The 23,713-nt window shown below is 75.1% G+C and carries 24 protein-coding genes; 12 read left to right on the top strand and 12 right to left on the bottom strand.

What is annotated here, in order from left to right:
* Positions 1-280: 280 nt before the first annotated feature.
* The 3 genes from ABT014_RS05880 (at position 281) to ABT014_RS05870 (ending at position 2,884) form a co-directional block, all read left to right on the top strand.
* Entirely contained in the window at positions 281-487 is a 207-nt protein-coding gene (locus ABT014_RS05880) for a cold-shock protein (RefSeq protein ID WP_033819590.1), read from the top strand.
* A 306-nt stretch (positions 488-793) separates the two neighbouring features.
* A complete protein-coding gene (gene groL / locus ABT014_RS05875) occupies positions 794-2,416 on the top strand; it encodes a chaperonin GroEL (protein ID WP_350637395.1) in 1,623 nt (540 codons plus the stop codon).
* Between the two features lie 111 nt (positions 2,417-2,527).
* Positions 2,528-2,884, top strand: coding sequence for a DUF8819 family protein (locus ABT014_RS05870; protein WP_350637394.1), 357 nt, complete (start codon positions 2,528-2,530; stop codon positions 2,882-2,884).
* 42 nt (positions 2,885-2,926) lie between these two features.
* Here the strand turns inward: ABT014_RS05870 and ABT014_RS05865 are convergent, their stop codons facing one another.
* Positions 2,927-3,556, bottom strand: a complete 630-nt coding sequence (locus ABT014_RS05865; RefSeq protein WP_350637393.1) for an HD domain-containing protein — start codon at positions 3,554-3,556, stop codon at positions 2,927-2,929.
* Between the two features lie 100 nt (positions 3,557-3,656).
* Between ABT014_RS05865 and ABT014_RS05860 the strand changes: the two genes are divergently transcribed.
* The 3 genes from ABT014_RS05860 to ABT014_RS05850 are packed head-to-tail and all read left to right on the top strand — an operon-like array spanning position 3,657 to position 5,689.
* Positions 3,657-4,007, top strand: coding sequence for a PadR family transcriptional regulator (locus tag ABT014_RS05860; protein WP_350637392.1), 351 nt, complete (start codon positions 3,657-3,659; stop codon positions 4,005-4,007).
* The gene (locus ABT014_RS05855; protein ID WP_350637391.1) at positions 4,004-4,948 is read left to right on the top strand and encodes a hypothetical protein; all 945 of its coding nucleotides are present in this window, start codon (positions 4,004-4,006) and stop codon (positions 4,946-4,948) included. Before ABT014_RS05860 ends, ABT014_RS05855 begins: the two co-directional genes overlap by 4 nt.
* A 54-nt stretch (positions 4,949-5,002) precedes the next feature.
* The gene (locus ABT014_RS05850; protein WP_350637390.1) at positions 5,003-5,689 is read left to right on the top strand and encodes a copper homeostasis protein CutC; all 687 of its coding nucleotides are present in this window, start codon (positions 5,003-5,005) and stop codon (positions 5,687-5,689) included.
* A gap of 40 nt (positions 5,690-5,729) precedes the next feature.
* Here ABT014_RS05850 and ABT014_RS05845 read toward each other — a convergent pair whose 3' ends face one another.
* Positions 5,730-7,781, bottom strand: coding sequence for a HelD family protein (locus ABT014_RS05845; RefSeq protein ID WP_350637389.1), 2,052 nt, complete (start codon positions 7,779-7,781; stop codon positions 5,730-5,732).
* A gap of 394 nt (positions 7,782-8,175) precedes the next feature.
* On the opposite strand from ABT014_RS05845, the gene ABT014_RS05840 reads away from it, so the two are divergent.
* On the top strand, positions 8,176-8,397 hold the full coding sequence (locus tag ABT014_RS05840) for a hypothetical protein (protein ID WP_350637388.1): 222 nt from the start codon (positions 8,176-8,178) through the stop codon (positions 8,395-8,397).
* A 52-nt stretch (positions 8,398-8,449) separates the two neighbouring features.
* Here the strand turns inward: ABT014_RS05840 and ABT014_RS05835 are convergent, their stop codons facing one another.
* Positions 8,450-10,084, bottom strand: coding sequence for a DNA repair helicase XPB (locus ABT014_RS05835; RefSeq protein WP_350637387.1), 1,635 nt, complete (start codon positions 10,082-10,084; stop codon positions 8,450-8,452).
* Positions 10,085-10,179: 95 nt separating this feature from the next.
* Between ABT014_RS05835 and ABT014_RS05830 the strand changes: the two genes are divergently transcribed.
* Entirely contained in the window at positions 10,180-10,458 is a 279-nt protein-coding gene (locus ABT014_RS05830) for a hypothetical protein (protein WP_350637386.1), read from the top strand.
* A 17-nt stretch (positions 10,459-10,475) separates the two neighbouring features.
* On the opposite strand, the gene pgeF is transcribed toward ABT014_RS05830, so the two are convergent.
* Together pgeF and ABT014_RS05820 are read right to left on the bottom strand one after the other, a co-directional pair.
* Positions 10,476-11,192 (bottom strand): peptidoglycan editing factor PgeF, encoded by a 717-nt coding sequence (gene pgeF / locus ABT014_RS05825; RefSeq protein WP_350637385.1) that lies wholly within the window; start codon positions 11,190-11,192, stop codon positions 10,476-10,478.
* Between the two features lie 41 nt (positions 11,193-11,233).
* Complete coding sequence (locus tag ABT014_RS05820) at positions 11,234-13,765, bottom strand: helicase-associated domain-containing protein (protein WP_350637384.1); 2,532 nt, start codon at positions 13,763-13,765, stop codon at positions 11,234-11,236.
* A gap of 192 nt (positions 13,766-13,957) precedes the next feature.
* Between ABT014_RS05820 and ABT014_RS05815 the strand changes: the two genes are divergently transcribed.
* Positions 13,958-14,755 (top strand): hypothetical protein, encoded by a 798-nt coding sequence (locus ABT014_RS05815; protein WP_350637383.1) that lies wholly within the window; start codon positions 13,958-13,960, stop codon positions 14,753-14,755.
* 26 nt (positions 14,756-14,781) lie between these two features.
* Here the strand turns inward: ABT014_RS05815 and ABT014_RS05810 are convergent, their stop codons facing one another.
* Positions 14,782-15,639: a class I SAM-dependent methyltransferase gene (locus ABT014_RS05810; RefSeq protein WP_350637382.1), complete on the bottom strand. Its 858-nt coding sequence runs from the start codon at positions 15,637-15,639 to the stop codon at positions 14,782-14,784.
* A 24-nt stretch (positions 15,640-15,663) separates the two neighbouring features.
* Positions 15,664-16,650 (bottom strand): ABC transporter substrate-binding protein, encoded by a 987-nt coding sequence (locus ABT014_RS05805; RefSeq protein ID WP_350637381.1) that lies wholly within the window; start codon positions 16,648-16,650, stop codon positions 15,664-15,666.
* Between the two features lie 136 nt (positions 16,651-16,786).
* Between ABT014_RS05805 and ABT014_RS05800 the strand changes: the two genes are divergently transcribed.
* Positions 16,787-17,392 carry an HAD family hydrolase gene (locus tag ABT014_RS05800; protein WP_350637380.1) on the top strand — a complete coding sequence of 202 codons (606 nt, stop codon included), beginning with the start codon at positions 16,787-16,789 and terminating at the stop codon, positions 17,390-17,392.
* Positions 17,393-17,416: 24 nt separating this feature from the next.
* Here the strand turns inward: ABT014_RS05800 and ABT014_RS05795 are convergent, their stop codons facing one another.
* On the bottom strand, positions 17,417-17,662 hold the full coding sequence (locus ABT014_RS05795) for a hypothetical protein (RefSeq protein WP_350637379.1): 246 nt from the start codon (positions 17,660-17,662) through the stop codon (positions 17,417-17,419).
* A gap of 213 nt (positions 17,663-17,875) precedes the next feature.
* On the opposite strand from ABT014_RS05795, the gene ABT014_RS05790 reads away from it, so the two are divergent.
* Together ABT014_RS05790 and ABT014_RS05785 are read left to right on the top strand one after the other, a co-directional pair.
* Positions 17,876-19,015, top strand: a complete 1,140-nt coding sequence (locus ABT014_RS05790; protein ID WP_350637378.1) for an alpha/beta hydrolase — start codon at positions 17,876-17,878, stop codon at positions 19,013-19,015.
* Between the two features lie 485 nt (positions 19,016-19,500).
* Positions 19,501-19,884 (top strand): cold-shock protein, encoded by a 384-nt coding sequence (locus tag ABT014_RS05785; protein ID WP_350637377.1) that lies wholly within the window; start codon positions 19,501-19,503, stop codon positions 19,882-19,884.
* Between the two features lie 111 nt (positions 19,885-19,995).
* Here the strand turns inward: ABT014_RS05785 and ABT014_RS05780 are convergent, their stop codons facing one another.
* The 4 genes from ABT014_RS05780 to ABT014_RS05765 all read right to left on the bottom strand — a co-directional run bounded on the left by ABT014_RS05780 (position 19,996) and on the right by ABT014_RS05765 (position 23,546).
* Positions 19,996-20,844 carry a 1,4-dihydroxy-6-naphtoate synthase gene (locus ABT014_RS05780; RefSeq protein ID WP_350637376.1) on the bottom strand — a complete coding sequence of 283 codons (849 nt, stop codon included), beginning with the start codon at positions 20,842-20,844 and terminating at the stop codon, positions 19,996-19,998.
* Positions 20,837-21,583 carry a futalosine hydrolase gene (locus tag ABT014_RS05775; RefSeq protein ID WP_350637375.1) on the bottom strand — a complete coding sequence of 249 codons (747 nt, stop codon included), beginning with the start codon at positions 21,581-21,583 and terminating at the stop codon, positions 20,837-20,839. Before ABT014_RS05775 ends, ABT014_RS05780 begins: the two co-directional genes overlap by 8 nt.
* Positions 21,584-21,596: 13 nt before the next feature.
* Positions 21,597-22,115 (bottom strand): hypothetical protein, encoded by a 519-nt coding sequence (locus ABT014_RS05770; RefSeq protein WP_350637374.1) that lies wholly within the window; start codon positions 22,113-22,115, stop codon positions 21,597-21,599.
* Positions 22,116-22,217: 102 nt separating this feature from the next.
* A complete protein-coding gene (locus tag ABT014_RS05765) occupies positions 22,218-23,546 on the bottom strand; it encodes an MFS transporter (protein WP_350637373.1) in 1,329 nt (442 codons plus the stop codon).
* Positions 23,547-23,713: the final 167 nt, after the last annotated feature.

Below are 23,713 nucleotides of genomic sequence, written 5' to 3'. Positions count from 1 at the left end.
GGCGTCAATTGCTCACAAGTGCCGCTTTCATCCCGTCATATCCCCTGGGGCTCATAGCATTTGCCCAAAAGTTGGGCCTGTTGCAGAGGGCGCATGTCCGGATACATTCAGCCGCGGTCGACGCATTCACCCGCGTTCCGAAGGCCCTTTCGGGCCCCGGTGCGGTGGTCTGCGGCGTGCACGGCTGCGCCCAGGGGGGTTCCCGGGCCGGCCTTCCAGACCTCTGGACCCGCACCCTGCGGATCCGTGAAGGGCCAGCACAGCACAAGGGGAGTTCGGAATGGCTCAGGGCACCGTCAAGTGGTTCAACGCCGAGAAGGGCTACGGCTTCATCGCGGTCGACGGTGGTGCGGACGTGTTCGTCCACTACAGCGCGATCCAGATGGACGGCTACCGCACCCTCGAGGAGGGCCAGCGGGTCGAGTTCGAGATCTCCCAGGGGCAGAAGGGTCCGCAGGCGGACATGGTCCGCGCGCTCGTTGCGTGACCTCTTCGACCTGCGGAGCCTCGGCTCGGTCATGAGCTGGCGGCCACAGATCAACGGCAGCAGGCCCGTACGGGAACCCCGTGCGGGCCTGCCGCCATGTTCGGGACACCCCGCGATCGGGCTTGCACTCGCCACCCGAGAGTGCTAATCATTGGCGTTAGCACTCTCGGTACGAGAGTGACAAACGGATCGGGTCGGTGAGGCCTCCCGGGAGCGGTTGGGGACAGGACCCCCGCTCGCAGGGCCGTCCGTCGCGGGCACCCTTCGGTCCGATGCAGTCGATCGCGTCCCGGAGGACCACTTCACATGGCAAAGATCATCGCGTTTGACGAGGAAGCTCGCCGCGGCCTTGAGCGCGGGATGAACCAGCTTGCCGACGCCGTCAAGGTGACGCTTGGCCCCAAGGGCCGCAACGTCGTCCTTGAGAAGAAGTGGGGCGCCCCCACGATCACCAACGACGGTGTCTCCATCGCCAAGGAGATCGAGCTCGAGGACCCCTACGAGAAGATCGGCGCGGAGCTCGTCAAGGAGGTCGCCAAGAAGACCGACGACGTCGCGGGTGACGGCACCACCACCGCCACCGTGCTCGCCCAGGCCCTGGTCAAGGAAGGCCTGCGCAACGTCGCCGCCGGCGCCAACCCGATGGCCCTGAAGCGCGGCATCGAGAAGGCCGTCGCGGCCGTCTCCGACCAGCTGCTCGCCCAGGCCAAGGACGTGGAGACCAAGGAGCAGATCGCCTCCACCGCCTCCATCTCCGCCGCCGACACCCAGATCGGCGAGCTCATCGCCGAGGCGATGGACAAGGTCGGCAAGGAAGGCGTCATCACCGTCGAGGAGAGCAACACCTTCGGTCTGGAGCTCGAGCTCACCGAGGGCATGCGCTTCGACAAGGGCTACATCTCCGCCTACTTCGCCACCGACCTGGAGCGGATGGAGGCGTCCTTCGAGGACCCGTACATCCTGATCGCCAACTCCAAGATCTCCTCGGTCAAGGACCTGCTCCCGCTGCTGGAGAAGGTCATGCAGAGCGGCAAGCCGCTCGTCATCATCGCCGAGGACGTCGAGGGCGAGGCCCTGTCGACCCTGGTCGTGAACAAGATCCGTGGCACCTTCAAGTCGGTCGCCGTCAAGGCCCCCGGCTTCGGTGACCGCCGCAAGGCCATGCTCGGCGACATCGCCATCCTCACCGGTGGCACCGTCATCTCCGAGGAGGTCGGCCTCAAGCTGGAGAACGCCGGCGTCGACCTGCTGGGCACCGCCCGCAAGGTGGTCATCACCAAGGACGAGACCACCATCGTCGACGGTGGCGGCGACAGCGACCAGGTCGCCGGTCGCGTCAACCAGATCCGTGCCGAGATCGAGAACAGCGACTCGGACTACGACCGCGAGAAGCTCCAGGAGCGCCTCGCCAAGCTGGCCGGCGGCGTGGCCGTCATCAAGGCCGGCGCGGCCACCGAGGTGGAGCTCAAGGAGCGCAAGCACCGCATCGAGGACGCCGTCCGCAACGCGAAGGCCGCCGTCGAGGAGGGCATCGTCGCCGGTGGTGGCGTCGCGCTGCTGCAGGCCGGTGTCGCGTTCGACAAGCTGGAGCTCGAGGGCGACGAGGCCACCGGTGCCAACATCGTCCGCGTGGCGCTGGAGGCCCCGATCAAGCAGATCGCGACCAACGCCGGCCTCGAGGGCGGTGTCGTGGTGGAGAAGGTGCGCAACCTCCCCGCCGGTCACGGCCTGAACGCCGCCAGCAACGAGTACGTCGACCTGATCGCCGCGGGCATCATCGACCCGGCCAAGGTGACCCGCTCCGCGCTGCAGAACGCCGCCTCCATCGCGGCGCTCTTCCTCACCACCGAGGCCGTCATCGCCGACAAGCCCGAGAAGGGCGGCGCCCCGGCCGGTGGCGGCATGCCGGGCGGTGACATGGACTTCTGATCCTCCCGCGAGGATCGGCGAGTTCGGATCGTCCGCGAGGGCGGTCTCCCCACACCGGGGAGGCCGCCCTCGCGGCGTTCGCGCCCCGGCCGGATTTGGGACAATGGGCGGATGGCCACCCCTGAGATCGAAGCCGCACTGCACAGCGCCCGGGCGCTGATCCTCGCCGACCTGACCGCCCGGGACGTGGCGGACGCCGCCGTGGTCTCGCTGGTGGAGGACGCCGTGACGCATCGCCGCTGGTGGCTGGAGCAGTGGCCGGACGGCACCGGCTTCGTGCTCGGGCTGGTCGCCCAGGACGTCCAGGACGCGCTGCTGGAGGCGTACGGGCGCTGGCCGCTGTGCGAGGAGTGCGCCGCCGAGGGCGACCCGCACGCGCTGGGCGTGGAGCCCGAACTGGGGCCGGACCCGCACTGGGTGTGCGGCAAGGAGGGCCGGGTCGTCGCGCCGGTGGGCAAGCTCTCCTGATCCTGCTCGACCTGACCGCCGCCGGGCCGCGGCGGCGCGAGGCTAGCCTTCGAGCGTCCTGAGCTCGGCCGCGAGGTTGGCCCGGGCGGCGGCGTCGAAGCGCTCGCGGGCGGCGTCGGTGCGGTAGAGCGCGGGCAGGCCGAGCAGTTGGCGCAGGACCGCCGCCCGACCGGCCCGGAAGGCGTCCTCGGGCACGAAGCCGTACTCGGCGCGGACGGCCGCCGCGTACGCCGCGTACTGCTCGGCGGAGCCGCCGAGGACGGCCAGGTCCGCGTCGCAGAGCACCTCGCCGTTGCGGTCGCCGGCCTCGGGGTGGTGGGTGACGGTGAGCCGCACCAGCCGGGCCACCTCCGCCACCAACGGCTCGGCCAGCCCCGCCTCGCGCAGCGCGCGGACGGCCAGGGCGGCGCTGCGCTTTTCGTTCTCCGAGCGCTCCGGCCGGTAGACGGCGTCGTGGAACCAGGCCGCCAGCCGGACCGCGTCCGGGTCGTCGGCCAGCCCGGCGAGGGCGTCCGCGTGGTCGAGCACCGCCCGCAGGTGGTCGGTGGTGTGGTAACGGCGCTGCGGCTCGGCCCAGCGCCGCAGCAACTCCTCGCCGTACGGCTGCGGGTCGGCGGACGCGCCGCACCGGCGCAGCAGGTCGTTCCAGCGGTCGAGCAGATCGGCGGTCATGGCGCCCATTGTGGCCCCGCGGGGCGACAGGCCGTCAGGACGGTGGCCGATTCCCGGATTCGCCTGACGGTATATATCGGCGACCGGTATATCTGAGGGCATGACAGAACGCTCGATGCAGGAGCCGACGCTGCTCCTGCTCACCGCTCTCGCCGATGCCCCGCGGCACGGCTACGCCCTGATCCAGGAGATCGCCGCGATCTCCGGCGGCCGGGTCCGGATGCGGGCCGGCACCCTGTACGGCGCGCTCGACCGGCTGCTCGGCCAAGGCCTGATCCACGTCGAGCGCGAGGAGGTGGTGGACGGCCGGGCCCGGCGCACCTACGCGCTCAGCGACAGCGGCCGGTCCGTGCTGGCCGCCGAGGCCGAGCGGCTGCGCGCGGTCGCCGCCGAGGCCGAACGCCGGCTCGCCGCGCCCGGCCGCCTGCGACCGAACGGAGCCCTCGCATGAGCAACCGGATGATGGACGCGGTGCTGCGGATCTACCCGGCGCGCTACCGGGCCGAGCGCGGCGGCGAACTCGCCGACGTCTACGAGGCGCTGGCCGCCGACACCGGTCGGCTCGGCCGGGCCCGCGAGCTGGTCGGCCTGGCCGGCCACGGCCTGCGGCTGCGGGTCGGGACGACCTCCCGGGGGGTGCCCGGCCAACTGCTCGCGGCGGCGGTCCCGTTCGTGGTCGGCGCCGGGCTCGGCCAGAAGGCCGGCGCGCTGTGGCAGGGGTCGCCGTACGACCACGCCTGGCACGGGCCGCTGCGCTGGTGGTGGGCGGCGCTGGCCGGCCTGTGGGCGGTCGCCCTGCTGGTGGGGCTGGCCGGGCGCTGGACGGCGGCGCGCTGGATCGCGGTGGCGTCGTGCGTCGGCGGGGTGGTGCTGGCGGCCGCCTGGTGCGTGCGGAGCCCGCTGTACCAGCACCTGCCGCTGGACTACTACCTCGCGACCACGGCGCGGGCGAGCTTCGGCCTGCTGGCCTGGCTGGTGCTGCTGCTGCCCGCTCCGGCGGACCTGCTCGGCGGGCGGCCGCGCCGGGCTGCGGTGATGGCCTTCGCGGGTGTGCTGGCGGCGCTGGTGGTCGGTTCGGGCGGGGCGGTCGTCCACACCCCGCTGCTGTGGGACCCGGGCTGGTACCCGTACCGGGTCGCCCTGGTGGCGCTGCCGCTGCTGGGACTGGCCCGCGGCCGGGTGCCAGGGGCCGCGGCGGCGCTCGGCGCGCTGCCGCTGCTGCTCGACGCCGACTTCTGGTACTGGGTCGACTTCGGGTTCGGCGGTGCCCGGCGGGCGGCGGGATTCCTGGCCTTCGTCGTCCTGGTGGTGGTCGCGGCCCGGTGGCTGCGGCGGCGCGGCGACGCCGAGCTGCCGACCGGGCCGCCGACCGGGCCGCCGACGGCGGGCTGAGCGCGGCCGGCGGGGGGCTCGCCGGGGCGGCGGGCGGTGTGGCAAGGTAGCGACATGTCTAGACCAGTCTTCGAAGTCATCGCGCTGACCGCGCAGGATGCCCAGGCCGCCGCTGCCGGCGGCGCCGACCGCCTCGAACTGGTCACCGACATGGCCGCCGACGGCCTCACCCCCGCCGTCGCCGCCTTCGCCGAGATCCGCGCCGCCGTCGACCTCCCGCTGCGGGTCATGCTGCGGTTGCGCGACGGCTTCACCCCCGGGGACCTGGACGGGCTGCTCGCCCGCGCCGCCGCCCTGCGGGCCGAGGGCGCCGAGGAGTTCGTGCTCGGCTTCCTCACCGCCGACGGCGCCCTCGACCTGCCCGCCACCCTCGCCGTCGCCGAGGCCGTGGCCGGCTGCCGCTGGACCTTCCACCGGGCCATCGACCACAGCGCCGACCGGGCCGCCCTGCGCGACGCCCTCGACGGGCTGCCCGGCCTCGACACCTACCTCACCTCCGGCTCCGCCGCCGGCGTCGACCGGGGCCTGACCGTCCTGGAGGGCGAACTCGCCAAGGCCGGCGACCCCGGCTACCGCCAGCAGATCCTGGTCGGCGGCGGCCTGCGGGCCGACCACGTCCCCGGGCTGCTGGCCGCCGGCTTCGACGCCTTCCACATCGGCGGCGCGGTCCGGCCGGACGGCTGGCGCGGCCCCGTCGACGCGGCCGCGGTCGCCGGGTGGCGGACCCTGCTGGACGCCTGAGGCGCCCTGCGCGGCGTCCCGGGCCGGGCCCGCCCGCCGGTCAGCGCAACTGCTCGGGCAGCGGCTCGCCGTGCAGCACGGTCAGCCCGGACACCGCCCGGGTCAGCGCCACGTACAGCCGGCGCAGCCCGGTCCGCTCGTCCGGCTCCCCGGCCACCACGGCGGCCGGCTCGTCCAGCACCACGTAGTCGTACTCCAGGCCCTTGGCCAGCGAGGCCGGCACCAGCGTCAGCCGCGCCTGCGCCGTGGTCTCGGTGCCCGGGTCGAGGAACGGCAGGCCGGCCCCGGCCAGCGCCTCGGCGAACAGCGGGATCCGCGCGTCCGCCGCGATCAGACCGGTCGAGCCCTCGAAGGCCAGCGCCGCCTGGCAGGCCGCCACCACCGCGTCGACCAGCCGGTCCGGGACGTGGCGCACCACCAGCGACCCCGGCAGCTCGCGCACCGACCCGGCCGGCGCCAGCCCCGGCGCGATCGAGGGCAGCAGCCGGGAGGCGTACACGATGACCTCCTCGGGCACCCGGAAGCCCTGGGTGAGCTCCTCGACGTGCGCGCCCGCCTTGCCCAGGTGGTGCAGCGCCTCCGGCCAACTCCCGGTCGCCCACGGGGTGGTGCCCTGCGCCAGGTCGCCGAGGACGGTCGCCGAGCCGGTCGAGCAGCGCCGGCCCACCGCCCGGTACTGCATCGGCGAGAGGTCCTGCGCCTCGTCCAGCACCACGTGCCCCAGCGACGGCGTGCGCTGCACCAGGTCCGAGGCCTCGTCCACCAGCACGGCGTCCGCGGCCGACCAGCGGGCCGACTTCACCGACCGGGGTGCCTTCGCCCAGCGCACCGCCTGCTGCTCCTGCTCGGTGAGGATCCCGTCCGCGCACGCGGCCAGGAAGTCGGCGTCGGCGAGCAGCCGGTGCACCAGCTTGACCGGGTCGACCGCCGGCCAGCAGGCCCGGACCACGGCCTTCACCTCGGCGTTGCGGGCCACCGCGTCCTGCACCCGGTCGTCCGGGGCCTCGCCGCCGTGCTCCATCTTCACCAGCACGGCGTGCGCGATCCGCTGCGGCAGCGCCTCCCGGGCCGCGCCGTAGCGGATCTCCCGGGCCATCAACTCCTCGATGATCTCGATCAGTTCGTAGGCCGGCACGCGCCACCGGCGGGAGCCGCGGACCACCACGCAGGGTTCGGTCGGCAGGGTGATCCCGGCCCGCACCGCCCGCCGCAGCACCTCGGCCATCCGGGCGTCGCCCTTGACCGTCGCGGCCTCGGCCGAGTCCTCGCCCCGCACCTCGACCCGGCCGACCAGCTCCTGCACGGTCGCCTGCGCCACGTCCACCTCGCCGAGCGCGGGCAGCACCTGCTCGATGTAGTGCAGGAACGAGCGGTTCGGGCCGATCACCAGCGTCCCGGTGCGGGCCAGCCGCTCCCGGTGCGCGTACAGCAGGTAGGCCACCCGGTGCAGGCCGACGGCGGTCTTCCCGGTGCCGGGGGCGCCCTGCACGCACACCGTGCCGGTCACGTCGGCGCGCACGATCTCGTCCTGCTCGGGCTGGATCGTGGCCACGATGTCGCGCATCGGGCCGACGCGGGGCTTCTCGATCTCGGCCGCCAGCAGCGCGGAGCGGGTCTCCGTCTCCGCCGGGTCGGTCAGGTGCTCGTCCTCGTACGCGGTCAGCTCGCCGCCCGTGTAGCCGAACCGGCGGCGCCGCTCGACGTCCATCGGCTCCTTGCGGCTGGCCCGGTAGAACGGCTGCGAGACCGGGGCGCGCCAGTCGATCACCATCGGGTCGCCGTCGGCGTCGTGCACGTGCCGGCGGCCGATGTAGAACCGCTCGCCGCTGCCGCCCTCGGCCTGCTCCTCGCCGATCGCGTGCAGGTAGTCGAGCCGGCCGAAGAACAGCGGGGTGTGCGCCAGGTCGGCCAGCGCGGCGATCCGCAGCTCGATCTGGTGGTGCAGGACGGCGGCGGACACCCAGGTGCCGGTGACGTCCCGCAGGTCCAGCGATTCGACGTCCTCGCGCATCGTGCGCAGCGCCGCCCGGGAGGCGGCCAGGTGGTCCCGCTCGCGGCGCAGCGGATCGTCGGTGGGGGTGGGAGATGGCACAGCGAACCTTCCCGGCTGCCGGATCGGGGCACGGCAGCGGACTCGTCGTAGCTCACGGTGAAAGGGGTACCGCCGGTTGCCGACCGGTCGGGACCTCCCACGGCTGCCGACGACGGGCACCACGGTTCGGGAGGGGGCAGACCGGCGATCATAGACCCGCGCCACCGGCGGCGCGAATCCTTATCCGGCGCTCCCGGGCCCGCACCCGGCCCGCCTACGGCCCGCGTACGGCCCGCTCGACCGCTCCCGCCTGGGCGCCGCCCGGCCCGTGACCCCGAGCCGCACCCCTGAGCGGCCCCGGGATCGCCGTACGCCGGAAGGACGAGGCGGCTCCCCCGGAGTGAGGCCTTTCGACCGATGCCGTTCGGATGGCCGAAAACCTACTGTTGAAGACATGAGCTCCGCACACCTCACGGCGCCCCGGGCCGCGGTCTCCACCCCCCGGGCGCTCTCACCCAAGCCCTCGATCCCCGCCCCCCGGATCGCGGCCGGCGCCACCTCGGCGACCGGCCCCCGGCACCGCGGCCCGCTGGTCGTCGCGGTCCGCAACGTCGGCATCGCGCTCGACACCGCCGCCCGGGTGGTCTTCCTCGGACGGGACGGCGTCCGGCTCTGAGCCGGCCCCCCGGGCGGCGGGGCCCCGGCCGCCCGCTGTCCTCCCCGTCGGGCTACACGTCGTCGGCGTCGATGATCCGGTAGGCGTAGCCCTGCTCGGCCAGGAAGCGCTGGCGGTGCGCCGCGAAGTCCTGGTCGACGGTGTCCCGGGCGACCACCGAGTAGAAGTGCGCCGAGTGCCCGTCCGCCTTCGGGCGCAGCACCCGGCCCAGCCGCTGCGCCTCCTCCTGGCGGGAGCCGAACGTCCCGGAGACCTGGATGGCGACGGTCGCCTCCGGCAGGTCGATCGAGAAGTTGGCCACCTTGGAGACCACCAGCACGCTGATCTCCTTGGTGCGGAACGCCTCGAACAGCTTCTCGCGCTGCGCGTTGCTGGTCTCGCCCTTGATCACGGGGGCGTCCAGGGCCTCGCCGAGCTCGTCCAGCTGGTCGATGTACTGCCCGATGACCAGGGTCTGGTCGCCGGCGTGCTTGCGCACCAGCGCCTCCACCACCCGGCGCTTGGTCGCCGTGGTGGAGCAGTAGCGGTACTTCTCCTCCGGCTCGGCGGTCGCGTAGGTCAGCCGCTCCGAGTCGGACAGCGTGACCCGCACCTCGCAGCAGTCCGCCGGGGCGATGTAGCCCTGTGCCTCGATCTCCTTCCACGGGGCGTCGAAGCGCTTCGGCCCGATCAGCGAGAACACGTCGCCCTCCCGGCCGTCCTCGCGGACCAGGGTGGCGGTCAGCCCGAGCCGGCGCCGGGCCTGCAGGTCGGCGGTGAACTTGAAGACCGGCGCGGGCAGCAGGTGCACCTCGTCGTAGACCACCAGGCCCCAGTTGCGGGCGTCGAACAGCTCCAGGTGGGCGTACACGCCCTTCCGCTTGGTCGTCATCACCTGGTACGTGGCGATGGTGACCGGGCGGATCTCCTTGCGGGTGCCGCTGTACTCGCCGATCTCGTCCTCGGTCAGCGAGGTCCGCTTGACCAGCTCGTGCTTCCACTGCCGGGCCGAGACGGTGTTGGTGACCAGGATCAGCGTGGTGGACTTGGCCTCCGCCATCGCCGCCGCGCCGACCAGCGTCTTGCCGGCGCCGCAGGGCAGCACCACGACGCCGCTGCCGCCGTGCCAGAAGCCCTCCACCGCCTGCTGCTGGTACGGGCGTAGGTGCCAGCCGGTCTGGTCCAGCTCGATCGGGTGCGCCTCGCCGTCCACGTACCCGGCGTGGTCCTCGGCCGGCCAGCCGAGCTTGAGCAGGACCTGCTTGATCTGGCCGCGCTCGGAGGGGTGCACCAGCACGGTGTCCGGGTCGACCCGGGTGCCGACCAGCGGGGCGATCTTCTTGGAGCGCAGCACCTCCTCCAGCACCGGCCGGTCGGTGGTGGCCAGCACCAGCCCGTGCACCGGGTGCTTCAGCAGCTGGAGCCGCCCGTAGCGGGCCATCGTGTCGGCCACGTCGACCAGCAGCGCGTGCGGCACCGGGTACCGGGAGTACTTCACCAGCGCGTCCACCACCTGCTCGGCGTCGTGGCCCGCCGCCCGCGCGTTCCACAGCCCGAGCGGGGTCACCCGGTAGGTGTGGATGTGCTCGGGGGCCCGCTCCAGCTCGGCGAACGGCGCGATCGCGCGGCGGCAGTCGGCGGCCTGGGGGTGGTCGATCTCCAGCAGCAGCGTCTTGTCGCTCTGGACGATCAGCGGTCCGTCGTTCACGCGGGGCCCTCCGGTGGTGGTGTCGCAGACTTTCCAGTGTCCCGCACTCGGGTGGAACCGGGTGACCGGACGGCTCCGGGCTCGTTGAGCAGCCCATGAACAAGCGCAACCGCTTCCTGGCCGGCCTCGCCCTCTCCGGCGCCGCCGTCGCCACCGCCGTCGGCGCGACCCCGGCGCAGGCCGCCCCGACCCCCGGCCTCGACCAGGTCGCGGACATCGGCCAGCCCGGTGGGCTGTTCGGCACCGCGGCCTTCACCGTGACCGGGCTGCTGACCGGGGTCGAGCCCAAGATGCCCGACCCGCAGTCGATCGTCGACGAGGCGAAGAAGCAGAAGCAGGAGCAGGACGCCCAGCAGTCCCAGCAGCAGCACTGAGGCACCGGGACGCGGACTCAGCCGGCCAGCCAGACGTACGCCGCGAAGCGGCCGGTGGTCTGCTCGCGCCGGTGCGAGAAGAAGTCCGGGTCCTCCATGGTGCACCGGTCGTCGTGCCGGATTCCGGTCACCCCGGCGCGGGTGAGCTGGGCGGTGATCCCCGCCCGGACGTCCAGCGCCGGGGTGTCGCGGCGGGTGGTCGACCACAGCTCCGGCAGCGATGCGCAGGCCTCCTCGCGCATCGCGGCCGGCACCTCGTAGCACCGGCCGCAGGCCAGCGGGCCGACCAGGGCGACCAGGTCGGCCGGGTCGCTGCCGCGCGCCACCATGGCCGCGACCAGCGCGGGGACCACCCCCGAGACGGTGCCCACCCGCCCCGAGTGCGCCGCGCCGACCAGCCGGCCGACCGGATCGGCCAGCAGCACCGGCGCGCAGTCGGCCGCCAGCGCGGCCAGCGCCAGCCCCGGGCGGTCCGTCAGCACCGCGTCCAGCGGCGGCGCGTCCACCCCGAACGGCTCGGTCACGTAGCGCACGTCGGCGCTGTGCACCTGCCGCATGAACACCACCCGGCCCGGGTCCAGGCCGAGTCCACGGGCCGTCAGCTCGCGGTTGCGCCGTACGGCGGCCGGGTCGTCGGCCGTCGTCCCGCCCAGGTTGCGGCTGTCGAACGGCGGCGCGCTGACGCCGCCGTGGCGGTCGGCGACGGCGTACCGGATGCCGGGTGCGAGTTCCATCTGGTCTCCCCCTCGTGGGTGGTGGTCCGGCCGCGCCGGGGTCAGCTCTCGTCGACCTCGGCGACGCCGGTGATCCGGTGCAGGGCGAAGGTGCGCACCTCGTCCGTGAGGTGGTCGTACGCGGTGACGAAGCCGCCCTCGACCTTGACCGGGTCGACCACCCGCTGCGAGGACAGCCCCTCGGCGTTGATGTACCCGATCCACATCCGTTCACCGAGCAGCACCGCGGTCTGCAGCGCGGCCAGGGTGTCGGCGGCGGCCGTGCGCGGCAGCCGGTGCGGGTCGCCCTGGGCCGGGCCGGCGCCGCGGTGCACGGCGGCGGCCGGTCCGGCCACCGTCTCCCGGCGGACGGCGGTGGCCGCCCGGTCGCCGGCCCGGATCGCCTTGAGCGCGGCGGCCAGCAGCGTCGTGTCCGGGCGCGGCGGCCCGTCCGGGACGGGGGTGGGCGCCGTGCGCGGCTGGGTGCGGTGGCTGTCCGGGCGGCTGATCACCACATCACCCTCGGCGGACTCGGCGACCGGCGCGTAGCCCATCTGCCGGACCACCCCGAGCAGGGTCTCCGGACCCGCCTGGGCGGCCAGCACGGTCGGAGCCAGCTGCCGCAGCCGCAGCTCGGCCGCCCGCCGGTCGGCCAGCACCTCGGCGAGCAGCCCCGGGTCGTCGCAGCGCAGGTACGAGGAGGCCGCCCCGACCCGCAGCACGCCGTGCCGGCGGGCCACGTCGTCGATCAGGTAGCTGAGCGGCTGCGGGACCGGGGTGCGGGAGTGCTGGGCGAGGAAGGAGTGCAGGTCCGAGGCGCTGCGCCCGGCGTCCAGCGCGCGGCGCACCGACTGCGGCGAGAAGCGGTAGACGGTGGCGCCACCCTTGGACTCGATGTCCGCGCACAGCGCCAGCGCCTGGGCCAGCGGGGTGAGCAGCGGGCCGGGCGCGATCGCGGTGAGGTCCGGCTGCAGGATCACGTGGTCGAGCGGCCGGGGGAGCAGCGGGTCGAGCAGCGGAACCGGATCGTCGCCGGCCAGCAGGGCGCGGGCCGGGCCGGCCAGCGCGCCGCGCCCGGTGACGCCGAGCAGTTCGGCCTCGGCCAGGGTCCAGCCGGCCAGCTGTTCGCGCAGCTCGCGGCCGTCCGCGCCGGTGGGGCCGCCGCGCAGCGGCCGCTGCCAGCGCAGCACGGGCAGCAGCGCCTCGGCGCCGGCGACCGAGCCGGGCGGCAGCCCGGCCAGCAGGCCGAGCGCGGCGCGGCGCACCACCGGGGCCAGGGTGCGGTCGAGTTCGGGGCCGAGCGGGGCCCTGGTCCGGCCCTTGCCGTCGGGGCTGCCGGCCAGGCCGGGCACCCTGGTGGCGGCCAGCCAGCTGGCGGCGAGCGCGGCCCAGCGCTGCGCGACGTCCTGCTGCAGCCAGCTGTCGTAGCCGGGGGTGGGCGCCCAGCGCTCGTCCGCCTCGCCGTCGGGGGCCAGCAGGCCGGTGGTGTAGGCGAGTTCCAGCCAGAACGCGGCGTCCTGCTCGGAGCAGTCCAGGATCAGTGCGGCGCGCTTGAGGTCCCGGACGCCGAGGCCGCCGGCCCGCAGCGTGGCGGGCGGCGTCAGTCCCCAGGCGTCGAGCAGCTCCTCGACGGTGCGCACGGCGGTGTGGGCCTGGCCCGCCGCCGCGCTGTCCACAGCCTGTGGATCGCGGACGGCGTCGGGGGCGAGTGCGGGCGGGGCCGGTTCGACCGCGCGGTGGCTGCGGCCGCCGCGCAGGTGCAGGGCCAGCTCGCGCGGCAGCACCACCGAGCCGGCGCTGGAGGGCAGCAGCAGGCCGCGGGCCAGCAGCCACTCGACCGGGCTGCGCACCTCCTCGGCGGTGACCGGGCGGGCCGCGTCGGGGACGGTGCCGGTGGGCGGGCCCCAGACCAGCCGCTCCAGCAGGGCCAGCGCCGGGGCGGGGGCCTCGGCGAGCAGGGCGGCGCACCGCTTGCGGTCGGCGAGCAGGCCGCCGAGGGCGGCCACGGCGGTCACCGGGTCCGGGGTGGGCGGCAGGCCGGCCCCGGCCAGCAGCTGCTGGATGCGGGCCGGGGACATGCCGACGGTGGCCTCGGCGAGGGTCGGGCCGAGGCCGGTGCGGCCGGGGTTGGCGGCGCTCGGGGCCAGCGCCTCGCGGACCGCGATGACCAGGCGCAGCGCGGAGTCCGGGCCCCAGAGCAGGGCCTGCTCGCGCAGTTCGGCGAGCGCGCCGGGCAGCGCCGCGGCGACCGCCTCGCGGTCCACCGGTTCGGCGCCGGGGTGCGGCTTGACCCGGGCCGGGCCGCTCAGCAGCTGGCGGACGGCGGTGTCCGGGCCGCCGTCCGGGAGGGCGGCGAGCGCCTCGGCGACCTGGAGGGTGAACCGGTCCAGGCGCTCCAGCGCCCGCAGCGCGGAGGCGCGGCTGGAGAGCCGGGCGGCCAGCTGGGTGAGGTCGCCGGGGACGGGGTTGAGCAGATCGGGCCGCGCGCGCAGCAGGCCGGTGAGCGCCTGGTCGCTCCGGGCGCGGAGCTCCTCGGCGAGCGTGCGGGGGGCGGCGGCCCGGCCGGGGCGCGACCCGCTCTGCGTCGTGGTCATCCGACCCAGGTTAGTCGGACCGGGCCAAGAGAAGGTAAGGGCCGGACGGCGGGCGTCCGCGCGACCGCCCGCGCGCGCCCACCGGTCCGCGCCCCGCGTTCGGGGTGCGGCGGTGGACCGCTCGCTTCGGCCCCGCACCAGTGGGTACCGTCAGCGCAGGTGGGCCGGCGGGTGCGATGGGGTGGCGGGGCGATGGCTGACAGTCCTACGGGCGGCGAGTGGTGGCGGGTCGGCGGGCGGGTGCTCGGCGCCGGCCGGGGCGGTGCCGGTGGCACCGGCGGTGACGGCGCCGCGGGCGGTCCCGCGGGGGCGGCCGGGGGCGCGGCGGGGGCCGAGGAGAGCGTGTACACGGCCGAGGTTCCGGCGCCGCTGCAGTGGGTGAAGCGCCCGGCGGCGGAGCCCGAGCGGCCGGCCGACCGGCCGGTGTCCCGGCCGCCCGGCGGGGAGGACGTGACCGCGCGGTTCCCCGGCTGGGACACCGTCAAGTTCTACCCGTTCGAGGAGCCCGCACCGGCGGCCGTCCCCGAGCCGCGCGAGCCCGTGGCGCCGGCGGCCGGCCCGGAGCCAGCGGTGGTGGTGGAGCCGGCCGGGGCGGCGGGTGTGGCGGGCGCGGCGGCGGCCGGGGCCGGGCTGCTGGCCGGGCGCAGGCCCGCCCCGCTGCTGCTGGTGGCCTCGGCGGCGCTGCTGGCCGGCGCGTACACCGGGGTGCTGCTGGCGATGCTGGGCGGCTGGGGCGCCGCGTACCTGTCCCGGGGCCTCGGGGACTTCACCAAGAAGTTCGCGGTGCTCGGCATCCCGCTGATCTGCATGACCGGGGCGTCGGTGTGGTTCTGGGGCCGGGCGCAGGGGCGGTGGGGCACGCCGGACACCTCCGGGGCGCCGATGGGCGAGGTCACCTGGGCCGCCGCGCCGGGCGTGCTGCGGGTGGCCGCGGTGCTGACGGCGGTGTTCCTGCTGGCCCTGACGCTGCGGCGGCGCCGGGAGCCGTAGGCCGGAGCCCCGGGCCCTGGCCGGTCTCAGGCCGGACGGGTGGCGGTGGTGCAGCGGATCGTGGTGCGCCGGGTCAGCCCGTCCGGCCCGGCCAGCGGGGCGAGCGCGGCGAACGCGGCGCGCCGGGCCTCGGGCAGCCGGTCGGCCGGGATGGCGTCCAGCATCGACCGGCGCCCGCTCGCCCGCAGCGCGGCCCACCAGGCCTCGGCGTCCGGGTAGTGCGAGACGGCCTCGACCTCGACGCTCGCGACCCCGGTGAAACCCGCGGCGGTCAGCAGCGCGGCGGCGGCCACCGGGTCGCCGGCCAGCGGGTTGAGGTCACGGGCCCGGCTGCGGACGCGCTGCGCCCCGGCCCCGGTCACGAAGGCCCCGAGCCGGGCGGTGGGTTCGGACCAGCGCGGGTCCAGGTCGGGACCGAAGGTGGTGTAGCCGAACCGGCCGCCCGGGGCCAGCAGGCGGTGGGCGGCGGCCACCGCGGCCGCCGGGTCGGGGGTGTGGATCACCGCGAACGAGGACAGCACCAGGTCGAACGAGCCGTCCGGGAACGGCGGCCGCTCGGCGTCGCCGACCTCGACCCGGACCTGCCGCAGGCCGCGGGCGGCGGCGTCCGCCGCGGTGTGCCGGACCATCCCCGGCGCCAGGTCCAGGCCGACCGCCGTACCGCCGGGGCCGACCGCCTCGGCGGCCGGGAAGAGCACCGCGCCGCGCCCGCAGCCGAGGTCGAGCACCCGCTGCCCGGGGCGCGGGGCGGCCAGCGCGACCAGCCGCGCGCCGACCGGGTTGAAGAACCCGCCGTTGCGGTCGTCGTACTCCGCGGCTACGAGGGAGAAGGTGCGGGCGAGGGCGGCCTTGCGGTCGCGGGCGTGCTCCTGGGCGTCCGGCATGCCGCCATTGTCCCGGCGGCGGGCTCAGCCGCCCAGGGCCCGCTGGAGGTCGGCGATGACCAGGTTGGCGCCGGTGTAGCCGATGCCGGCGAACCAGAGCTGGTCCTCGACCGGGAAGGCCCGGTGCGCCTTGACCGCGCCGAGCGCCTGCCAGGCCGGGCTGGCCAGGACCGCGGCCGCGCCGGAGCGTTCGGGGTCGCCGTAGGTCGCGTGGAAGAGGAAGTCGCCGTCGACCTGGGCGAGCTGGTCGGGCGTCACCTCGATCTCCCCGCGGTCCACGTTCTGCGCGTCCGGGCGGCCGAGCTGCAGGTCGGTGAGGACGCTGCCGATGAAGGTCTGCCGCCCGTACGTCCGGATGCCGGTGGCGCCCTCGACGAAGCGGACCACGCTGATCCGCCGGCCGCCCGATCCGGCCGCGCCGATCGCCTGCACCGCCTGGGCCACGTGCCGGCCGTACGCGCCGACCACGGCGGCGGCCTGCTCGTGCCGGTCCAGGGCGGCCGCGTGGAGCTGGAAGTTGTCCTTCCACGGGGCGCCGGGGCCCTGGCCGAGGACGGTCGGCGCGATCCGGGTGAGCGCGTCGAGCCGCGCGCCGTCCCGGGGCTGGTTGCCGAGGATCAGCTGGGGCTTCAGCGCGGCGATCCGGGCCGGGTCGGCGGCGCCGACGTCGCCCACCGGCGCGACCTGGGCGAGCCGGGAGGCCGGCCAGTAGTCCGGGAGGCCGGCGTCCAGCGGGGCCTTGGCGGCGCCGACCGGGGTGATGCCGAGGGTCATCGCCGAGTCCAGCTCGGCGGTGTCCAGCGCCACCACCCGCACCGGGCGCATCGGGACCACCACCGGCCCGGTGGCCGCCGTGACGGTGGTGCTCGGGGTGGGCTGCGGGCTCGGACTCCCGGTGCCGGTGGCCGGTGGCAGCAGGTGGGGCCGGCCGGTGCCCGGGACGGCGCAGCCGGTCAGCAGCGCGGCGCCCAGCCCGGCCAGGACGGCGCGGCGGGGAAGCTGGTGCGGCACGCTCGGGCCTTTCGGATCACGGTCTGTTGACAGTGATTATGTCTGATATGACCGGCTGTGCGGGTGCTTGCCGGGGCCCCGGGCGCTGCGGTGCCCGCTGCCCGGGTGCTCGATCGGCTCCGCCTAGGCTGGCGGCATGGCGCTCACCGTTGGTTTCGACCTCGACATGACCCTGCTCGACACCCGCCCCGGCATCAAGGCCACCTACGACGTGCTGTCCGCCGAGACCGGCGTGCGGATCGACAGCGACCTGGCGGTCAGCCGGCTCGGGCCGCCGCTGCTCCGGGAGATCGCCGAGTGGTTCCCGACGGACCGGGTCGAGGCCGTCGCCGACCGCTACCGGGAGCTGTACCCGGTGCACGCGGTGCCCCGCACGCTGGTCCTGCCGGGGGCACTGGAGGCCCTGCGGGCGGTGCGCGAGCGGGGCGGCCGGGTGGCGGTGATCACCGGCAAGTACGAGCCCAACGCCCGCCTGCACCTGGAACAGGCCGCGCTGCCGGTGGACGTCCTGGTGGGCGACCTGTGGGCGGAGACCAAGGGCGACGCACTGCGCGAGCACGGGGCGAGCATCTACGTCGGCGACCACCTCGGCGACATCGTGGGCGCCCGGGCCGCGGGCGCGGTCGCGGTCGGGGTGGCCACCGGGCCGTACGGCGCGGCCGAGCTGGCCGAGGCCGGCGCGGACGTGGTGCTGGCCGACCTCACCGGTTTCCCGGCCTGGCTGGCCGGCCACTGCGGCTGAGCCGGGTCCGGCGGGCCGGTGGCGCTACGCCCCGGCCTGCTGGGCGGTGGCGCGGCGGCGCTGGGCCCGGGCCGAGAGCAGCAGCCCGGTGAGCGAGAGCAGGAAGCCCAGCGGCATCAGCATGCACAGCCAGTAGGCGAGGCTGGGGAAGCGCGGGAGGTCGAAGAAGAGCGGCACGAAGGTCACCAGGGTCGCCACCGCCCCGCTGCCGAAGACGATCGCCCCGGCCCGGACCAGAAGCTCTCCCCGGTCTGCGCTCTGCGTGCTCACAACTGACTCCTCCACGGCTCGTGACTCCTTCACGGCTCGGCCGCCCAGTCTGGCAGAACCTCCCCACCCCCGCCGATCGGCGGGGTCGGGCTCCGTCTGGACGCTCAGGTTTCCCAGCAAACTCTCAGGCACTCTGGAGATTGTCGTACTGCGGCCACTGTGGGGGGATTCCCGGGAGGCCGGCCCGTCGGGGATTACAGGGGCTTCACACGCATGGGTCTGACCAGTCACAAGGTGCTGGCGCTGTCCGCGCTGGTCTCGCTGCTGCTGGTGGCGGGCACGGTCTGGCTCTGGCCGAAGCTGGCCCGCAGCGGCTGGGCGGCCGTCTGCGGCCGGATCGCCACCATCCTCGCCACCCAGCTCGCGGTGATGTGCACGCTGGGCCTGCTGGCCAACAACTCGTTCGCGTTCTACAGCAGTTGGGACGACCTGCTGGGCACCGCCGACAACGGCCCGGTGACCATCCAGAACCAGTTCGCGGACGGCCGCCGCACCGCCGGCATCCAGCAGATCGCCCACGAGAACGTGCGCGGCACCAACACCGTCGGCCGTGACCCGGCGCTGGTCGGGAAGTTGGAGCGGATCCGGATCCCCGGCGCGGCCACCGGCCTGTCCACCGACGGCTACGTGTACCTGCCGCCGCAGTACTTCCAGCCCGGGTACGAGGACAAGAAGTTCCCGGCCGTGATCGCCATCACCGGCTTCCCCGGCGACGCCAAGAACCTGGTCAGCAAGCTGAACTACCCCGCCACCGAGCTCCAGCAGCTGCGCGAGGGGAAGATGAAGCCGACCGTGCTGGTGCTGATGCGCCCCTCGCCGGCGATGCCGCGGGACACCGAGTGCGAGGACGTGCCCGGCGGTCCGCGCGCCGAGACCTACTTCGCCGAGGACGTGCCCGCCGCCGTCCGCGGCTCCTACCGGGTCACCGCGGCGCCCGGCGGCCTGGGCCTGGTGGGCAACTCCACCGGGGGCTACTGCGCGCTCAAGCTGGCGATGAAGCACCCCGACGTGTACTCCGCCGCGGTCTCGCTCTCCGGCTACTACCGGGCCGCCGAGGACCCGACCACCGGTGACCTGTTCGGCGGCCAGCAGCAGCGCCGCAACGAGGCCGACCTGTCCTGGCGGCTGGCCAACCTGCCGCACCCGGGCGTCGCCCTGCTGGTCGGCGGCAGCCGCGAGGGCGACGGCGACTACTTCGCCAGCACGGAGCAGTTCATCGCCGCCGCCAAGGGCGGCCCGACCAAGGTCTCCTCGATCACCCTGGAGACCGGCGGACACAACTTCAACACCTGGAACCGGATGCTGCCGGCCTCGCTGGGCTGGCTGGCCGGCCACCTCACCGACCCGGCCTGACCCGCCCGACCCGGCCTGACCCGCCCGACCGGCCTGACCCGCCCGACCGGCCTGACCCGCCCGACCCGGCGCCCGCCGCGGGGCCCCTCGCGCGGCCCGGGCCCGTCCGGCTCCGGCCTCTGTGCCCGTCCTCGCCAACTTCCGCCCCGCCGCCGCCCCGTGTGACCTGGCACGGTCACTGCGTGCAGTTTCCTGGCAGCGGGGAGTTTCGACCTCGCCCCGGCCGGGGTATGCAGCCATCGCGCGGGGTCCAGCGGATGCCCCGCCCTACCGAGCGGGGGTGTGAGCCAGTGGACAGCGCCATGCCGCACCCTGGCCCGGCCAGGCCCCGGTACGCCTCCGCTGCCGCCCATGAGTGAGCAGCTGAGAGATCATTGATCCGCTGTTCGGGCCGGCCCGCCGTCGTGTGGCCGGTCCGGCATCCACCCGGCGAGCCCCGGGCCGTTACCGGGACCGCCCCACACCCACACCGAGGACTTTTCGAGATGCCCACCGGCCAGGTCAAGTGGTTCAACGAGACGAAGGGTTACGGCTTCCTGTCGCGCGACGACGGCGGTGAGGTCTTCGTCCACACCAAGGCGCTGCCCACCGGCGTCACCGTGCTGCGGCCGGGGCAGCGGGTCGAGTTCGGCGTCGTCGCCGGTCACCGCGGTGAGCAGGCGATGAGCGTGACGCTGCTGGACGCGCTGCCCTCGGTGGCCGCCGCCCAGCGCAAGAGCGCCGACGACATGGCGCCGATCGTGCAGGACCTGATCACCATGCTGGACGCGGTGCTGCCCGGCCTGCAGCGCGGCCGGTACCCGGCGAAGCCGACCGGCCAGCAGCTGGCCGGGGTGCTGCGCGCGGTCGCGGAGCAGTTCGACGTCTGACGCCGCACGGGCCCGGGCACCGCTCGGGCCCGCCGGCCGGCCGCCGGGCCCCGGTCGTGCCGCCGACGCGCGACGCACGACGCGGGCCGCGGGGCCGGTCGGCCCGCAGGCTCAGAACGCCAGCGCGCCCGGGTCGATCGCGGGGGCCAGCCCCTCCGCGGCGGCCCGGGTGAGCAGCGCGCGGACGGCCGCGTAGCCCTCCTCGCCGAGCTCCGCGGTGAACTCGTTCACGTACAGGCCGATGTGTCGGTCCGCCACCTCGGGGTCCATCTCCTGGGCGTGCGCCAGCACGTACGCGCGGGAGGCGGCCGGGTCGTCCCAGGCCAGCACCACCGAGCTGCGGATGGTCGCCGCCAGCTCGCGCAGCCGCTCGGCGCCCAGCGAGCGGCGGGCCACGATCGCGCCGAGCGGGATCGGCAGGCCGGTCTCCAGCTCCCAGGCCTCGCCCATGTCGGCCAGGCTGTGCAGCCCGTACCGCTGGTAGGTGAACCGGGCCTCGTGGATGACCAGGCCGGCGTCCACCCGGCCGTCCCGCACGGCCGGCATGATCTCGTGGAACGGCAGCACCACGATCTTCCCGAAGCCGCCCGGCACGGCCTTGGCCGCCCAGAGCCGGAACAGCAGGTACGCGGTGGAGCGCTCGCTCGGCACCGCCACCGTGCGCCCGGCCAGCGCGGCCGGATCGCGCTCGCCGGCGGTCAGCACCAGCGGCCCGCAGCCCCGGCCGAGCGCGCCGCCGCAGGGCAGCAGCGCGTAGTCCCGCAGCACCCAGGGCAGCTGGCCGTAGGAGATCTTGAGCAGGTCCAGCTCGCCGCGCTCGGCCATCCCGTTGGTCAGGTCGATGTCGGCGAAGGTCACCTCCGGCGCGTCCGCGCCCGGGACCAGGCCGTGCGCCCAGGCGTGGAAGACGAAGGTGTCGTTCGGGCAGGGCGAGTAGGCGACCTTGAGCGGCTCAGCCACGGGGAACCTCCTGGAGCAGGGCTCGGTGGGGCAGCGCGTGGAAGGCCCGCTCCAGTGCCCCCAGCGCCTCGCCGATCCGCCAGGCCGAGCGGTCGCGCGGCCCGACGGCGTTGGACACGGCCCGGATCTCGAACGCCGGCACCCCGAACCGGGCGGCCGCCTCGGCCACCCCGAAACCCTCCATCGCCTCGGCCAGCGCGTCCGGGTGGCGGGCGGCCAGTGCGGCGGCCCGTCCGGCGCTGCCGGTGACGGTGGAGACGGTCAGGACCTCGCCCGCGGCGGCGCCCAGCGCCTCGGCGACCAGCCGGACGGCGCCCTGCGGCGGGGTGTGCCGGACGGTGCCGAAACCGAGCTCGGTGACGTCCTGGAAGCCGTCGGGGGTCTCCGCGCCCAGGTCGGCCGCCACCAGCGCGGCGGCCACCACCAGCGAGCCGATCGGCGCCCGGGGCGCGAACCCGCCGGCGATACCGGCCGACACCACCAGCGCGTACGGGTGCGAGGCCAGCGCCGTGGCCGTGGCGGCCGCCGCGGCGGCCGGACCGACCCCGCCGGCCAGCACGTCCACCGGGACGCCGTCCCGCTCCCCGCGGCGCAGCTCGCCGCCGCCCGGCAGCGGCACCGCGCGGGTGCCGTCCGGCAGCGCCCGCAGCACCGCCTGCGCCTCGGCGTCGACCGCGACCACGACGAGCAGCCCGGCCTGCGGGAGGCCGGGCTGCTCGTCGGTGGTCCGCACGCTCATCGCGGTGGCGCGGTCAGCTCTTGGTGTTGAGCGTGAAGTACCAGACGCCGTAGATGTCGTTGGTCTTCTGGTCGGCCTCGACCACGGTGACCGTGGTGGTGCCGGTGGTGTTCAGCAGGGTGGAGGCGAGCACCGAGCCGGAGTACGTCGAGCCCTTGACCTCCTGGGCGATCGGCGCCTGGCCCTGCTGGCCGCCGTCGGTGAACGCGAACCAGCCGCGCTCGCCGGTGTCCTTGTCCACGCCGATGCCGATCCGGTCGCTGGACTCCACGTCGGAGGAGGCCAGCTTGTGGCCCTGGGAGGCCTGCTTGGCGTCCAGCTGGCACTTCTCGATCTGCGCCTGGTCCAGCGGCTTGCCGTCGTTGTAGCAGAGCGGCGCGGTCTGGATCGACGAGGTGCCGACGACCAGCGTCGCCTGACGCTCGGCGGGCTTGCCCTTGTCGTTGGCGTAGGCGATCGAACCGCCCACCGTGCCGGCGCCGATCACGACGACGGCGCCGATGGCGGCGATTGCACGGGTGCTGAGGCTCATGGGCAAGAGGCTACCGGGCTTTCGCGATCACGGTGCGCCCGGGTGGCCGAGTCGCCCGGACCTTGCGCACGGGCGGCCCACCCTGGCCCGCCGCGGCGCCGCTCAGGCCACCCGCGGGCGCGCCGTCGAGCGGCGCGGCCCGATCCGGAAGAGTGACCACAGCGCCCACACCAGTGACACCGCCATCAGCGCGGCCGCCAGCGACAGACCGAGCACCGCGTTCAGCGGCAGCGAGATGCCGACCACGCCGCCCGCCACCCAGGACAGCTGCAGCAGCGTCTCGGAGCGGGCGAACGCCGAGGTCCGGACCGCCTCCGGGACGTCCCGCTGGATCAGCGCGTCCAGCGCCAGCTTGCCCAGCGAGGCCGACATCCCGGCCGTCGCCGCGACCAGCGCCACCGTCAACAGGCTGTACCAGAGCGCCGCCGCGCCCGCGGCCAGGAAGGCGAGCAGCAGCACGGTGGTGATGATCACCTCCGAGCCCCTGGTCCGCAGCCAGGAGCCGAACACCGAACCGAGCGCGTTCCCGACGCCCGCCGACGCCGCCAGCACGCCCAGCGCCGCCGTCTCGGGCAGCCCGCCGACCGGGTCGTTGCGGATCAGGAACGCCAGGAACATCACCAGGAAGCCCACCAGGCAGCGCAGCGAGGCCACCCCGCGCAGCGCCAGCACCACCGACGGTCCGACCGCCCGCAGCACGCCCTTCGCGGGGGCCGTGCCGTGCTCCTCCGAGTGCAGCACCGCGCGCTGCTCGCCCTTGGCCGAGTCCACCTTGTGCGGCAGGTGGAAGGCCATCAGGGTGCCGATCACGAAGACCAGGAACGCCCCGCGCAGCGGCCAGCCCGGCCCGATCAGGTGCAGCACCCCGCCCACCCCCGCCGCCACCATGGTCGCCAGCAGACCCGCCAGGGTGACCCGGGAGTTGGCCTTCACCAGGGACAGCTGCGGCGGCAGCAGCCGCGGCACCACCACGCTGCGCACCACCCCGTACGCCTTGGAGGCGACCAGCACCCCCAGCGCCTCCGGGTACAGCGCCAGCCCGCCGCTGCTGATCGTGCCGGCCATGGTCCACGCCAGCACCGCCCGGGCCAGCATCGACATCGCCATCGCGGAGCGGCGGCCGTGCGGCAGCCGGTCCAGCAGCGGGCCGATCACCGGGGCGAGCAGCGCGAACGGCGCCATCGTGATCAGCAGGTAGAGCGCGACCCGGCCGCGGGCCTCGCCGGTCGGCACCGAGAAGAAGATGGTGGAGGCCAGCGCGATGGTGATCAGCATGTCGCCGAACGAGTTCAGCGCGTGCAGCTCGATCAGCTTGGCCAGCCCGGACTCGCCGGCGCCCTCCGCCGCGGTCGCCCGCCGGATCCGCCGGCCGGTGCCGTGCACCACCTTGCCGGTCCGCGCGCCGGCCGCCGACGCACCCCTGGTCAGCACGTTGCCGGACCGTACGGGAGCGGGCTGCGACGAATCGTCCTCCGGCGGCTGCCCAGCGCCGTCCGGGGGGACCGTCGGCTGCCGCGGCACAGCGTCCGCCTCCGCCTCCGCGTGGCCCTCGCCCTGCGGGGAGTGCGGTCCGTGCGGCGACGGGGTCTCGTCCGTCA

The organism is Kitasatospora sp. NPDC094015, from assembly GCF_040304075.1.
Classification (GTDB): domain Bacteria; phylum Actinomycetota; class Actinomycetes; order Streptomycetales; family Streptomycetaceae; genus Kitasatospora.
The sequence above is the reverse complement of the archived record's forward strand: the minus strand, read 5'-3'. Positions and strand labels throughout refer to the sequence as shown.

Coding starts and splice junctions, on each gene's coding strand:
- ABT014_RS05865 (WP_350637393.1), bottom strand. CDS start 3,556: ATGACCGCCGATCTGCTCGACCGCTGGAACGACCTGCTGCGCCGGTGC.
- ABT014_RS05855 (WP_350637391.1), top strand. CDS start 4,004: ATGAGCAACCGGATGATGGACGCGGTGCTGCGGATCTACCCGGCGCGC.
- pgeF (WP_350637385.1), bottom strand. CDS start 11,192: ATGGAACTCGCACCCGGCATCCGGTACGCCGTCGCCGACCGCCACGGC.
- ABT014_RS05775 (WP_350637375.1), bottom strand. CDS start 21,583: ATGAGCGTGCGGACCACCGACGAGCAGCCCGGCCTCCCGCAGGCCGGG.
- groL (WP_350637395.1), top strand. CDS start 794: ATGGCAAAGATCATCGCGTTTGACGAGGAAGCTCGCCGCGGCCTTGAG.
- ABT014_RS05880 (WP_033819590.1), top strand. CDS start 281: ATGGCTCAGGGCACCGTCAAGTGGTTCAACGCCGAGAAGGGCTACGGC.
- ABT014_RS05860 (WP_350637392.1), top strand. CDS start 3,657: ATGACAGAACGCTCGATGCAGGAGCCGACGCTGCTCCTGCTCACCGCT.
- ABT014_RS05870 (WP_350637394.1), top strand. CDS start 2,528: ATGGCCACCCCTGAGATCGAAGCCGCACTGCACAGCGCCCGGGCGCTG.
- ABT014_RS05840 (WP_350637388.1), top strand. CDS start 8,176: ATGAGCTCCGCACACCTCACGGCGCCCCGGGCCGCGGTCTCCACCCCC.
- ABT014_RS05820 (WP_350637384.1), bottom strand. CDS start 13,765: ATGACCACGACGCAGAGCGGGTCGCGCCCCGGCCGGGCCGCCGCCCCC.
- ABT014_RS05830 (WP_350637386.1), top strand. CDS start 10,180: ATGAACAAGCGCAACCGCTTCCTGGCCGGCCTCGCCCTCTCCGGCGCC.
- ABT014_RS05815 (WP_350637383.1), top strand. CDS start 13,958: ATGGCTGACAGTCCTACGGGCGGCGAGTGGTGGCGGGTCGGCGGGCGG.
- ABT014_RS05790 (WP_350637378.1), top strand. CDS start 17,876: ATGGGTCTGACCAGTCACAAGGTGCTGGCGCTGTCCGCGCTGGTCTCG.
- ABT014_RS05785 (WP_350637377.1), top strand. CDS start 19,501: ATGCCCACCGGCCAGGTCAAGTGGTTCAACGAGACGAAGGGTTACGGC.
- ABT014_RS05850 (WP_350637390.1), top strand. CDS start 5,003: ATGTCTAGACCAGTCTTCGAAGTCATCGCGCTGACCGCGCAGGATGCC.
- ABT014_RS05770 (WP_350637374.1), bottom strand. CDS start 22,115: ATGAGCCTCAGCACCCGTGCAATCGCCGCCATCGGCGCCGTCGTCGTG.
- ABT014_RS05810 (WP_350637382.1), bottom strand. CDS start 15,639: ATGCCGGACGCCCAGGAGCACGCCCGCGACCGCAAGGCCGCCCTCGCC.
- ABT014_RS05800 (WP_350637380.1), top strand. CDS start 16,787: ATGGCGCTCACCGTTGGTTTCGACCTCGACATGACCCTGCTCGACACC.